The organism is Pseudomonas sp. NFX183 (assembly GCF_047943075.1).
GTDB lineage: Bacteria > Pseudomonadota > Gammaproteobacteria > Pseudomonadales > Pseudomonadaceae > Aquipseudomonas.
Genome location: NZ_CP181333.1, coordinates 5460232 through 5473598 on the forward strand (window position 1 = coordinate 5460232; position 13367 = coordinate 5473598).

Genomic DNA, 13367 nt, shown 5'->3' on the forward strand with positions numbered 1-13367 from the left:
TTTTCGAGCTTGCTCGCTTTAGATCTGAAGCCTTTGGGCAATCGCCAGCCCGACATCCTGAGTAGAGCCCTTCCCGCCCAGATCTGGCGTTACCACGCCCTCGGCAATGACCGCCTCAATCGCCCGCAAGATCCCGTCATGGGCCGCCCGATACCGCGCCTCCCCATTGCCAAGGAAATCCAGCATCAACGCCCCCGACCAGATCATCGCTATGGGATTTGCAATGTTCTGCCCATAAATATCCGGGGCCGAACCGTGCACCGGCTCGAACAATGACGGAAAGCGCCGCTCGGGGTCGAGGTTGGCCGACGGCGCAATACCGATCGTCCCGGCGCACGCCGGCCCGAGGTCGGAGAGGATGTCACCGAACAGGTTCGACGCCACCACCACATCAAACCGGTCCGGTTGCAGCACAAACCGCGCGCACAGGATGTCGATGTGCTGCTTGTCCCAGCTCACTTCGGGGTAGTTGGCGGCCATCAATGCGGTGCGCTCATCCCAGTAGGGCATGCTGATGGAAATGCCATTGGACTTGGTCGCCGCCGTGAGCTTCTTGCGCGGGCGGGACTGGGCCAGGTCGAAGGCAAACTTGAGGATGCGGTCGACGCCGCGCCGGGTGAATACCGACTCCTGCAGCACGAATTCATGCTCGGTGCCCTCGAACATCTTGCCGCCCACTGACGAATATTCGCCCTCGGTGTTTTCGCGGATCACCACAAAATCGATGTCCCCCGGCTCGCGCCCGGCCAAGGGGCACGGAACCCCAGGGAACAGCCGCACCGGGCGGATGTTCACGTACTGGTCGAAGTCGCGGCGGAACTTGAGCAACGAGCCCCACAGGGAAATATGGTCAGGCACCTTGTCCGGCCAGCCTACGGCGCCGAAATAAATCGCGTCAAAGCCCTTGAGCTGCTCAAACCAGTCCTCAGGCATCATCTGCCCGTGCTCTAAGTAGTAATCGCAGTGGGCCCAGTCGAGCACCTCGATGCTCAGGTTCAAGTTCCAGAGACTGGCCGCCCGTTCCAGTACCCGCAGCCCTTCGGGCAGCACTTCCTTGCCAATGCCATCGCCGGCAATCGCGGCGATTCTGAATGCCTTGCTCATGGTGCATGCCTCGTGGGAATTCAGTTGAGCCCGCCGATGTGGAAGGCTTTGACTTCAAGGTACTCATCCAGGCCATATTTGCTGCCTTCACGGCCCAGGCCCGATTGTTTGATACCGCCAAACGGCGCCACTTCCATGGAGATGATCCCGGTGTTGAGCCCGACCATGCCGAACTCCAACGCCTCGCCAAAACGCCACGAGCGCTGCAGGTCCTGGGTGAAATAGTAGGCGCCCAGGCCATACGGCGTGGCATTGGCCAGGGCCAGCGCCTCGGCTTCATCCGTAAAGCGCATCAGCGGGGCCACCGGGCCGAAGGTTTCTTCATTGGCCAGCAACATGCCGGCGTGGGCGTCACTCAGCACCGTGGGCTGCACAAACTGGCTGTCACCCGTGGGGATCGCGCCACACAACAGCTTCGCGCCCTGGCTCAGGGCATCGTCGATATGCCGTGCGACCTTGTTCACCGCCGCCGGGTTGATCAGCGGGCCGATGGTCACGCCCTCCTCCAGACCGTTACCGACCTTGAGCTTGCTCACCTCCTCCACCAGGCGCGCGGCGAAACGCGCGTAGATACCGGCCTGTACCAGGATGCGGTTGGCGCACACGCAGGTTTGCCCGGCATTGCGGAACTTGCTGAGCATCACCCCGGCCACGGCCTTCTCCAGGTCGGCGTCGTCAAATACGACAAACGGCGCATTGCCGCCCAGCTCCAGGCTCAGGCGCTTGATGTGCTCGGCGCTCTGGCGCATCAGCAAGCGGCCAACGGCGGTGGAACCGGTAAAGGAGATCTTGCGCACCGCCGGGTTGCCGGTCAGCGCCTCGCCGATGCCGGCAGGCAACCCGGTGATCACGTTGAACACCCCGGCCGGAATGCCGACTCGCTCAGCCAGCACCGCCAGGGCCAATGCCGACAACGGGGTAAGGTCCGACGGCTTGACGATGATCGGGCAACCAGCGGCTAACGCCGGTGCGCATTTGCGGGTGATCATCGCGTTGGGGAAGTTCCACGGCGTAATGGCAGCGCACACGCCCACCGGCTGCTTGAGGGTCAGCAGGCGTCGGTCGCCGCTGGGCGCCGGCATGGTTTCGCCATAGACCCGGCGCGCTTCCTCGGCGAACCATTTGACGAAACCGGCACCGTAGCGAATCTCGCCCTTGGCTTCAGCGAGCGGCTTGCCCTGTTCCCAGGTCATGATCAGCGCCAGGTCATCGAGGTTGTCGAGCATGGCCTGGAACCAACGTTCCAGCAGTGCCGCACGCTCTGCTGCCGGGCGTGCGCGCCAGGCGGGCCAGGCCCTTTCGGCGGCGGCGATGGCGCGGTGGGTATCCACGGCGTCCATGGCCGGCACCCGCGCCAGCAGGTGGCCGGTGGCAGGGTCGCGGATGTCCAGGGTGGCGCCGCTGTCGGCAGCGATCCACTGGCCATCCACATAGGCGAGTTCAGCCAGGAGGCTGGGGTCTTGCAAGCGATTATTGAGCATGGTCGAGTCCTGATCCGAGACACGCTCCAGTCTAGGGAGGTGCCGCGAATCAGGATGCCGAAAGCGCAGATTAAGCAGCGTCCCGTGCTGAAATTGGCCCCAGGACGGCAGGCTCTGCTAGACCGTAAGCGAACCCAGCAAACCTTGCAAAAAGCGCTCGCCGGCGTCCATTTGGCTGATCTCGATAAACTCGTCGGGCTTGTGCGCCTGCTCGATCGAACCCGGCCCGCACACCACCACCGGCACATCCAGGCGCTGCTTGAACAGGCCGCCCTCGGTACCGAACGAGACCTTGGAAGTGCCGGTGCCTGGCGCGGCGAATTGCTTGAGAAAACGCACGGCTTCTACACTGGGGTGGGTGTCGAGGCCGGGATACACGTTGACGGTTTCGATCTCGATGGCCGCCACGCTGGACAACTTCTGTGCCTCGCGCACGATCACTTCAGCGCGCTCGCGCATCTGCTCCAGGAATTGCTCCAGATCGTCGGCCGGCAGGTTGCGCACTTCGAAATCCAGGGTGCACAGGTTAGGCACGATATTCAGCGCCTTGCCGCCGATGATCTGCCCCACATGCACGGTGCTGTAGGGCACGTCGTAGTCGCTGTCCTGTGCGCCATGGCGTTGCAGTTGCTGCTGGCTCTCGCGCAGGGCAGCGATAAAGTCGCACGCCACATGAATCGCATTGACCGAGCGTGGCGCCAGGGACGAATGGGCTTCCTGGCCCCGGCAATACGTGCGGTAAGAGCCCTTGCCCTTGTGGCCCAGCACAAACTGCATGTTGGTGGGTTCTCCGATCACGCACAGAAACGGCCGCGCCGGCGCCAGGTGCAGCACGTCGAGCAGGCGCCGTACGCCGACGCAACCGATCTCTTCGTCATGGGAAAGGGCCAGTTGCAGCGGGCGGTTCAGGCGGTGGTCGGCGGCATCCAGCATGGCGTCGATGGCCAGGGCGATAAAGCCCTTCATGTCGCAACTGCCGCGCCCATAGATGCGCCCGTTCTGCACGGTGGCGGCGAAGGCGGGAAAGGTCCAGGCCTGCCCCGCTGCCGGTACCACGTCGGTGTGCCCGGACAGCAACACTCCTGGCTGCTCCTTGGGCCCGGTGCTGGCGAACAGGTTGGCCTTCTTGCCGCTCTGGTCTTTGACGATCAGCGACTCGATGCCTTTGGTCAGCAGCAGGTCGCGCACGTAGTCGATCAGGGCCAGGTTGGATTCCGACGACACGGTGTCGAAAGCCATCAGCTGTTTGAGAATCTCGAGAACCCGGGGTTTCATGAGGCTTGGCTCCGTTGCTCGACAGGTGGGGCGAACCGGGTGATGGAGAACGGTTCGATCGGGGTACTGGTGCTCCCGGTGCCAAGCAGTTCGGCCATCACATCGCCGACGCCCGGGCCGAGCTGGAAGCCGTGGCCGCAAAAACCGAAGGCATAAAACAGGCCGTCGACGGTGCCGCTGGCGCCCATCACCGGCAGCGAGTCCGGCAGGTAGCCTTCGATGCCGCTCCACACGCGGATGATATTCAGGTTACCCACGCCCGGCAGCAGGCGGCGCATCTGGCTGACTTGGTTGAGGATGCTGCGCGGTTCCACATAGGCACGGCGGTTGAGCATGTCGGGCTTGCTACGGTAACCGCCGCCGATGACGATATTGCCCCGGGGAATCTGACGGAAGTAGATCACTTCTTCCGGGATCTTGGTGTAGACGCCGATCACTGTCGGCAATGCGTAGGGCACCGGCTCGGTCACCGCCATTTGCGGGCCGTGGGTGTCCAGCGGTACCGGTTCACCGAACTGCGCCGAGAGTTTCTGACCCCAGGCGCCGGCGGTGATCAACAGTTGCGCGGCGTGGAACTGGCGACCGTCGGTGGTGGAGACATGAAAGTCAGCGCCGACCTTCTGCACCTCAGCGACTTCAGTGCGTTCTTCAATTTGCGCCCCCAGGCGTCGTGCAGCCCGGGCAAAGGCTGGTGCGGCCAGGCGCGGGTTGGCGTGGCCATCGTGGGGCGCATAGGAGCCGCCCTTGACGTCCGGGCCGAGGAAGCCGAAGCGTTGATGCAGCTCGGCGCCACGATAAATTTTCAGGTCCAGCTGTTCAGCTTCCGGCGCGGTCGCGTAGGCTTCCAGCTCGGCGATTTCATCTTCGCGATAACACACGCGCATGTGGCCACTGGGAATGAACTCCAGGTCATCATCGATCAGTTCCGGCAGGCGCTTCCACAGCGCCCAGGAGCGGTTGGCCAGGGCCAGTTGACCAAGGAAGCGCCCTTGCCGGCGCACGTTGCCGAAGTTGACGCCACTGGCGTACTGGCCGATCTGGTCGCGCTCCAGCAGGATCACCGACAGCCCCCGACGCCGCAGAAAAAACGCGGTGGCCGAGCCCATCACGCCGCCACCGACAATCACTACATCGGCTTTTTGTACACTCATGAAGGCACCTCCTCGGTGATCAGCATCGACAAGGGTTTGACCGGCGCCTGGCCGCGCTGGCGCCCCACCTCCTGGACCTGCACGCCGGCAGCGGCGGCGATCACTTCAGCCCCGGCCTGGGAGCAATAACGCCCCTGGCAACGGCCCATGCCCACGCGGCTGAACGCCTTGGCGCGATTGACCTCGCAGGCGCCCTTCTCCTTCACCGTGCGGCGCAACTCGCCGGCACTGATCATCTCGCAGCGGCACACGATGGCGCTGTCTGGCAGGGCCCTGGCCTGTTCACTGGGCCAAGGGAACGCCTGGGCCAGGCCGAGGCGGAACTGGTCCATCACTGCCAAGGCCTGTTGTTGTTCATCACGCAAGCCGGTGTCCACCGGTTGTTGCTGGTCTTCCAGCAGTGCCAACGCCACCAGGCGCCCGGCGTGCTCGGCGGCATCCGCGCCGCGAATCTTCGAACCGTCACCGGCTGCATACACGCCCTTCACCGAGGTGCGTCCGGCGTCATCGGTGGCCAGCCACCATTGGCTGGAGGCTTGATCAAACGCCATGGCGCACCCGGCCAGATCGCCCAATTGCGTCTCGGGGCGCAGGTGATAACCCAGCGCAACGGCGTCCGCCTGCACCGTGACCACCCGCCCACTGCCCGTGGTGAACCGCACGCCCATTACACCCTTGGCGGCGTCGCCCATGACTTGCAGCGGCTTGATCCCCAGGTGCACCGCCACCTTGGCACGGTACAGTTGCGCCAGCAGCTTGATCCCGGTGAACAGCACGCCAGGCCGCGCCAACAGTTTGGGCATGGCTTTCAGGCGCAGGCTCAGTGGCGAGGTATCAAGCACGGCCGCCACCTCGGCGCCGGCCTTCACGTATTGGCTGGCAACCAGGTACAGCAACGGCCCGCTGCCCATGAACACCACGCGATGACCGATGGACACGGCCTGGTTTTTCAAGGCGATCTGCGCCCCGCCCAAGCTATAGGTGCCCGCCAGTTGCCAACCCTCGACAGGCATCAAGCGGTCGGTGGCGCCGGTGCACAGGATCAGTGCGTCATACTCCACGGTGGTATGGCGGCCCTGGCTCACGCAGCACAGTTGCCCCGGCGTGAGGTTCCACACCAGGGTGTCGGGGCGGTAGTCAATGGCGCCGCGCAGGCGATCGAAACTCTGGTGCAGGTCCTGGGCCTTGGCAGCCTCGCTGCCGTACAAGGTGGTGTAGTCGCGGGTGAACCCGTCGGGCTGGCGGCGGTAGATCTGGCCACCGTCACGGCGATTTTCATCAATCAGGATCGGCTTGATACCCGCCGCCAACAGGGTTTCGGCGCAGCGCACCCCGGCAGGTCCGGCGCCCACAATAACTACCCGTGCAGTGGCCATGTCGCCTCCGGTTGTGTGGTAACGATGTCCAGCCCGTCACGGACTTCATTGGAGCAGGCACGCAGGCGTTCACCGCTGCGGGTCCATATCCAGCAGTCCTGGCACGCGCCCATCAGGCAGAAACCGGCGCGGCGCCCGCTGTCGAATTCCGACTGGCGCAGCGCATTGCCCTGGGTCAGCAGCGCCACCATCAAGGTGTCGCCCTGCAAAGCCTCGATGGCTGCACCATCCACGGTCAGGCTGACCGTCGGCCGGCCCTGTTCGGCCAACCTCACAAAACGCCCCTTCATGCATAGGCTCCCAAGCTGTTGGTGGTGACGCCCCGCTGGGTATTCAGCAACTGGGCGCTGTCGTGGTGGCAAAGGATTTCACCGCCGTTGTCGAGGGCTCGGCGACTCGGCGCAGTGCGGTTGCACAGGCCGTCGACGCGTACCGGGCAGCGATTGAGGAAGGTGCACAGCTCCGGCACATTGGCCCGCTCGCCAATCGCTGGCAGCGTTTCGCACGTGGTGCCGCAGGTTTCCAGCCAGCCCTGGCGCAACTCGGGCACCGAGTGAATCAGCAGGTCGGTGTAGGGGTGGAACGGTGGCTCGGCAAACGACTGGCGGTTGCCGGCCTGCACCTTGTGGCCGCTGTACATCACCACAATGTCATCGCACAACGCACGCACGGTGGAGATGTCATGGCTGATAAACAGGTACGACACCCCCAGTTGCTGGCGCAGGTCCCGCAACAGTTCGAGGATCGCCGCGCCCACCACCGTGTCGAGGGCCGAGGTCACTTCATCACACAGGATCAGGTCGGGCTTGGCCGCCAGCGCGCGGGCCAGATTGACCCGCTGCTTTTGCCCGCCGGACAGCTCGTTGGGACGACGTTCAGCCAGGGTGCGCGGCAGGCGCACCAGGTCCAGCAACTCACCGACGCGCGCCTTCAAGGCAGCGCCCTTGAGACCGAAATACATCTTCAGCGGGCGGCTGAGGATGGTCGCCACGCTGTGCATCGGGTTAAGCGCGGTGTCGGCGTTCTGGAACACCATCTGGATCCGCCGGAACTGCTCCGGCGTGCGCTTAGACAGGTGGCCGCCCAGCGGCTGGCCATCGAACGTCAGCCCCCCCAGGGCCGGGGTCAACAGCCCCGCGACCACACGCGCCAAGGTGGACTTGCCGGAGCCCGACTCACCGATCACACCGATGGCCTGGCCACGACGCACGGTCAGGTCGATATCTTCCAGCACCCGAATCGCCGGCATGCCTTGCATGTTCTTGTTGCCGTAGCCGGCGGTGAGGCCGCTGATGGTCAGCAGCGGCACGTCTTCGGCAATCCCGCTGGGCGGGCGGATGGTCGTGTCGGGCCGTGCGGCGGCCAGCAAACTGCGGGTGTATTCGTGGGCAGGGGTCTTGAGCAGCGGCGCGGTGGCGCTCTGTTCGAGGATTTGCCCAGCGTTGAGCACCACGATCTGGTCGGCCATTTGCGCAACCACCGCCAGGTCGTGGGACACATACACCGCCGTGGCGCCACGCTCGCGCACCACGCGTTTGAACGCGCGCAACACATCGATCTGGGTGGTCACGTCCAGGGCCGTGGTCGGCTCGTCGAGTACGACCAGCACCGGGTCGCTGATCAGCGCCATCGCCGCCATCACCCGCTGCAGTTGCCCGCCGGAGACTTGATGCGGGTAACGCCGGCCAATGCGTTCGGGATTGGGCAGGGCCAGGTCGCGAAACAAGCCGATGGCCTTGGCTTCCAGCTCGACCCGGGTGCCCAGGCCATGAATCAACGCGCCTTCCACCACTTGGTCGATGAGTTTCTTGGCCGGGTTGAAAGCCGCTGCGGCGCTTTGGGCGATATAGGACACGCGATTGCCGCGCAGGCCCTGCAGCTGTTTTTCGCTCAAGGCAAGCATGTCGTGTTCACCGACCTGCACCACCCCGCCGGACAGGCGACAGCCGCGCCGTGCATAGCCGAGCAACGCCAGGGCGATGGTGGTCTTGCCCGAGCCGGACTCGCCAATCAGCGCCAGCACTTCACCTTTTTCAAGGGAAAAGCTCACGCCTTTGACGATTTCCACCTCGCCGCGCTCGTCTCCAGCAACGACACGCAAGTCTTCGACGCGAATCAATTGGGTCATTTCAATGGCCTCCCGTGCGTCGACTGCGTCGTGATGACAAGTAATCAATCAGCAGATTCACACCGATGGTCAGCGTGCCAATGGCCAACGCCGGAATGATGATGGCCAGCGCACCCTGATTGAGGCCGCCGATGTTTTCGCGCACCAGCGAGCCGAGGTCGGCGTCTGGCGGTTGTACGCCGAGGCCGAGAAAACTCATGCCGCTGAGCAACAGCACGATGTAGCCGAACCGCAGGCCCAGGTCGGTCAATACCGGGTTGAGTATATTCGGCAGGATCTCCATGCACGCCACGTACAAACGGCCTTCGCCGCGAGTGCGCGCAACCTGCACGTACTCCAGGGCCTCGATATTGACCGCCATGCTGCGGGCGACGCGGAACGAGCCTGGGATATAACTGATAACCGCCGTGCAGATCAGCAGCGTCACTGACGAGCCAAACGCCGAGACCATGATCAGCGCAAGCATTTTGCTTGGGATCGAGATAAAGGCATCCATGATGCGGCTGATGATCTCGTCCAGCCACTTGGGCGAGACCACTGACAGCAGCGCACACCCGGTGCCGAAGGTGCTGGCCAACAGCGCCGCCACCAGCGCCAGCCCGACGGTGAATCGCGCGCCTACCAATACCCGGCTGAGCATGTCACGCCCCAGGTAGTCGGTGCCGAACGGATGAGTGAGGCTGAAGCCTTCGAAGATGTTATCGGACACCACTTCACCCACCGGGTGGGGTGCCAGCCAGGGGCCGAACAGCGCCACCAGCAACCAGACGACGCACACAACGGCGCCCACCAGCCCCAACCAGGACGGGCCGCTGGAAACCTTGGCAAGGGCCAGCGCGGAAGACACAGGCTTGGATTTCGCAATGACCGGGTTCATTGGTTTCTCAGCCTCGGATTGGACAGGATTGCGCACAGGTCGGCGATCAGCACCAACCCCAGGTAGGCCGCGCAGAACAACATGGTGCACGCTTGTACCAGCGCCATGTCACGGTTGGTCACGGCATCGACCATCAAGCTGGCAATGCCGGGATAATTGAAGATGGTTTCGACGATCACCACCCCGCCCAGCAGGTACGACAGGCTGAGGGCGATGGCATTTGCGATCGGCCCGATCGCATTGGGCAGGGCATGGCGCAGCACAATGCGAATAGGGCTGACGCCTTTGAGTCGGGCCATTTCCACGTAGGCGCTGTCGAGCTGGTCAATCACCGCGGCGCGGGTCATGCGGGCCATTTGCGCGACGATCACGCAGCACAGCGTCATCACCGGCAAGGCATAGGTACGCATGAATTGCAGCGGTGAGGTGATGTCGCTGGCGTAAGACAGTGCCGACAACCAGCCGAGGTTGACCGCGAAAATCAGCACCGCCAGGGTTGCCACCAGAAACTCCGGCACCGCGACCATCGCCAGGGTAATAAAGCTCAGGCAGCTGTCGATGCGCCCGCCACGGCCCATCGCCGAGCCGATACCCAGTACCAGTGCCACCGGCACCGAGACCAGCGCCGTGGCGCCCGCCAGCATCAGGGTGTTGGGCACCCGGCCCGCCATCAGTTCACCCACCGGCATGGCGTTGGACACTGACACGCCCAGGTCGCCGGTGAGCAGGCTCATCAACCAGTGCAAATAACGCAATACACCGGGCTGGTCCAGCCCCAGCTTCAGGCGCAGTGCCGCCACCTGCTCAGGGGTCGCGAACTGGCCGAGGGATTGCTGCGCCGCGTCCCCTGGCAGCACCGCCGTGATCGCAAACACGACCATGGACACGATCAACAAGGTCACGGCCCCGGCGCCGAAACGCCGGGCGATCAACCACAGTGTATTGCCATTCATCGCACTGCCCTCCTCACGCGTCCAGCCACACCTGCTCGGCAAACATGTAGCCCATGAAACCGCCCAGCGGGTTGGTGCCGTATCCCTTGACGCGCTGGTCCACGCCGTCAATGTTGCTGATGAACACCGGCACGCCGATACCGCAGTGGTCGTGCACCAGGGTCTGCATGTCGCCATACATTTTGGCGCGCTTGGCGTCATCGTTTTCGCCACGGGCCAGCATCAACAGCTGGTCGAACTGATCGTTCTGCCAGCCGGATTCGTTCCACGGCGCCTTGGACTGGAAGAACTGCGAGAACATCACGTCGGCATTCGGCCGAGGGTTGATATTGCCGAAGCTCAACGGGTGCTTCATCCAGTGGTTGGACCAGTAGCCGTCGCTCGGCAGGCGGTTCACGTCCAGCTTGAGCCCGGCCTGTTTCGCCGACTGCTGCAACAGCACGGCGATGTCCACCGAACCGGTGGCGGCAGGCGATGCCATGACCGGCATGGTGATGCTTTCCATGCCGGCTTTCTTCAGCAGGAACCTGGCTTTTTCCGGGTCGTAGACCGTCTGCGGCAGATCGGCGTTGAAGTAACGCGAACCCGGTGCGATCGGGTGGTCGTTGCCCACCACGGCAAACCCACGGAACACCGCAGACTTGACCTGCTCACGGTCGAGCAGCAGCTTCATGGCCTGGGTGAATTCCGGGCTTTTGCCGGGTAACTGGTCCTGGCGAATGATCAAGTCAGTGTAGTTGCCCGACGGCGCATCCACGACTCGGTGCTTGGTACTCGCGGCGATGCGCGTGGTGGAACGCGGGTTGACCTCGTTGATCATGTGCACGTCGCCCGACAGCAACGCGTTGACCCGCGATGGCTCGTCGGCGATGGCAATGAACTCGATCTCGTCGAGGTACGGCAAGCCCGGTTTCCAGTAGTTCTTGTTGCGCACGGCAATCGAGCGCACACCCGGCTTGAACTCACCGACAGTGAACGGGCCGGTGCCGATGCCTTTGTTGAAGTCGGTGGTGCCCTCGGGAACGATCAACAAGTGCGACACGGCGAGGATCGAAGGCAACTCGGCGTTGGGCGCGCTAAGGCGAATTTGCACCTCGTTCGGCCCGCTGGCCTTGATCTCGGCGAACTGCTCCATCAGCGGCATGACTTTGGAGCCGGTAAGCGGGTCTTTGTGGCGGTTCAGGGAGAACACCACGTCGGCGGCGGTCAGGGCCTTGCCATTGTGAAAGGTCACGTCTTTGCGCAGGGTGATGGTCCACACCGTGGCGTCGGTATTGTCGATGCGCTCAGCCAGTTCCAGTTGCGGCACCAGGTGCTTATCGAAACGGGTCAGGCCGTTGTAGAACATGTAGTGGCGTGCATAGTCGGTGGACAGCGCGCCCTTGGCCGGGTCGAGGGTGTCGGCGGTGGAGCTGGACATGCCGGCCACGCGGATCTTGCCGCCCGGCTTGCCTTTGCCCTCAGTGGCCGCTTCATCGGCGAACAATTTGCCGGCGGCGCCGAACAGGCTGCCCGCACCAGCGGCGGCGACGCCCGCAACGCCGAGCATTTGCAGGGCATTGCGGCGCGACATGCCACGGTTGAGACTTTCGAACACCCGCAGGCTTTCCTGGCCGGAGATGAGCTCGGGTGTGTTTTTGTTGTCAGTCATAGCAAGGCTACCTGTCGATAATCGGAAGAATCGAGTGCTCACGGATGTCCGGAGCGTCCTGGAAACGCAAACGACGGTCACGCAACAACGGCAACTCAGTGCAAATAGTCCTGGAAACGGTAATAGGCGCCCACGAACGGCAGGAACCAGGGTTTGCCGAAATGCCCGGGAATCGCCGGCCATTCCAGTTCACCCCACGGGTTGGCCGCCGCGTTGCCCGCCATGACGTCAGCCATGACCTGGCCCATGTGCGCGGACATCTGCACGCCATGGCCGCTATAGCCCATGGAATGGAACACGCCGCCGTGCTGGCCGGCGCGGGGCAGGCGGTCGGACGTCATGTCCACCAGGCCGCCCCAGCAGTAGTCGATCTTCACGTGCGCCAACTGCGGGAACATGTTCAGCATCGCCGCCTGCAGCACCTTGCCGCTCTTGGCGTCGGAGACGCTGTCAGACATGGCAAACCGGGCACGCCCGCCAAACAGCAGGCGGTTGTCCGGGGTCAGGCGAAAATAGTTGCCGATCATGCGGCTGGTCACGTAGGCGCGGCGCAGCGGCAGCAACTGATCGATCAACGCTTGGGGCAAGACTTCGGTGACGATGACAAAACTGCCCACCGGCACAATGCGCCGACGGTACCAACCGAGGTCGCCATGCTGGCAGGCGCCGGTGGCCAGCAGCACTTGCCCGGCGTGCAGCGAGCCTTTGGCGGTGTTGACCTGATAGCCACCGGCCTGGGCCTTCCAATCCTTGACGGAAGTGTGCTCGTAGATCATCGCGCCGCGCCGCGCGGCCGCCTCGGCCAGGCCAACCCCGAAGCGACCGACATGCATCTGCACGCCGTTGCGCTGCAGCAAGCCGCCGTGGAACTGGGTCGAGTTGACTTCTGCACGGGTCTGTTCGGCGCTGAGCAACGCGACATCGGCATCCACCTCCTGGCGGATCAGCTCACAGGTGCGGGCCAGGCCTTCGTAATGCAGGGGCTTGGCCGCCAGCTTGAGCTTGCCGTTGCGCACCAGGTCGCAGGCAATCCCTTCCTGCTCGACCAACGAAACGACGGTCTGCACCGCGCTTTCATAGGCCTGGTAATAGGCGCGCGCCTTGGCGGCACCGAGGCTGGCGTGCAGCCCGGCATAATCCTGGGCCACGCCGGTGTTGCATTGGCCACCGTTGCGCCCAGAGGCCTCGCCGATCACACGGCCGGCGTCGAGCACCACCACACTCGCCCCTTTGCTCGCCAACGCACGCGCCGCCGCCAGGCCAGTGAAGCCACCACCTACCACAGCCACATCGACCTGCCCGGGCAAGCTGCCCAGTTGGGCACCGGTGAACGCCGGTGCGGTGTCGAGCCAATAGGATTCACTGCCCATG

Annotated in this window: 11 protein-coding genes; all 11 read right to left on the minus strand. The window is 63.9% G+C overall.

Features of this window, described 5'->3' with window-relative positions:
- Positions 1-18 precede the first annotated feature (18 nt).
- The 11 genes from ACM530_RS25630 to ACM530_RS25680 all read right to left on the minus strand — a co-directional run bounded on the left by ACM530_RS25630 (position 19) and on the right by ACM530_RS25680 (position 13366).
- On the minus strand, positions 19-1104 hold the full coding sequence (locus ACM530_RS25630) for a tartrate dehydrogenase (protein WP_416363480.1): 1086 nt from the start codon (positions 1102-1104) through the stop codon (positions 19-21).
- A 20-nt stretch (positions 1105-1124) separates the two neighbouring features.
- Positions 1125-2585 (minus strand): NAD-dependent succinate-semialdehyde dehydrogenase, encoded by a 1461-nt coding sequence (locus ACM530_RS25635; RefSeq protein ID WP_416363481.1) that lies wholly within the window; start codon positions 2583-2585, stop codon positions 1125-1127.
- A gap of 117 nt (positions 2586-2702) precedes the next feature.
- The gene (gene argE / locus ACM530_RS25640; RefSeq protein ID WP_416363482.1) at positions 2703-3860 is read right to left on the minus strand and encodes an acetylornithine deacetylase; all 1158 of its coding nucleotides are present in this window, start codon (positions 3858-3860) and stop codon (positions 2703-2705) included.
- Positions 3857-5011 (minus strand): NAD(P)/FAD-dependent oxidoreductase, encoded by a 1155-nt coding sequence (locus tag ACM530_RS25645; RefSeq protein WP_369302867.1) that lies wholly within the window; start codon positions 5009-5011, stop codon positions 3857-3859. The genes argE and ACM530_RS25645 overlap by 4 nt, the downstream gene beginning before the upstream one ends.
- Positions 5008-6387: an NAD(P)/FAD-dependent oxidoreductase gene (locus ACM530_RS25650; protein WP_017478863.1), complete on the minus strand. Its 1380-nt coding sequence runs from the start codon at positions 6385-6387 to the stop codon at positions 5008-5010. Before ACM530_RS25650 ends, ACM530_RS25645 begins: the two co-directional genes overlap by 4 nt.
- Positions 6369-6677, minus strand: coding sequence for a (2Fe-2S)-binding protein (locus ACM530_RS25655; RefSeq protein WP_404488299.1), 309 nt, complete (start codon positions 6675-6677; stop codon positions 6369-6371). The genes ACM530_RS25650 and ACM530_RS25655 overlap by 19 nt, the downstream gene beginning before the upstream one ends.
- Entirely contained in the window at positions 6674-8515 is a 1842-nt protein-coding gene (locus ACM530_RS25660; protein ID WP_416363483.1) for an ABC transporter ATP-binding protein, read from the minus strand. Before ACM530_RS25660 ends, ACM530_RS25655 begins: the two co-directional genes overlap by 4 nt.
- Before the next feature lies 1 nt (position 8516).
- A complete protein-coding gene (locus ACM530_RS25665) occupies positions 8517-9392 on the minus strand; it encodes an ABC transporter permease (RefSeq protein WP_145160744.1) in 876 nt (291 codons plus the stop codon).
- Positions 9389-10345 (minus strand): ABC transporter permease, encoded by a 957-nt coding sequence (locus ACM530_RS25670; RefSeq protein WP_242196658.1) that lies wholly within the window; start codon positions 10343-10345, stop codon positions 9389-9391. Before ACM530_RS25670 ends, ACM530_RS25665 begins: the two co-directional genes overlap by 4 nt.
- Positions 10346-10358: 13 nt before the next feature.
- A complete protein-coding gene (locus ACM530_RS25675; protein WP_145160741.1) occupies positions 10359-11996 on the minus strand; it encodes an ABC transporter substrate-binding protein in 1638 nt (545 codons plus the stop codon).
- A gap of 95 nt (positions 11997-12091) precedes the next feature.
- Positions 12092-13366 carry an NAD(P)/FAD-dependent oxidoreductase gene (locus ACM530_RS25680; protein WP_416363484.1) on the minus strand — a complete coding sequence of 425 codons (1275 nt, stop codon included), beginning with the start codon at positions 13364-13366 and terminating at the stop codon, positions 12092-12094.
- Between the last annotated feature and the right edge of the window lies 1 nt (position 13367).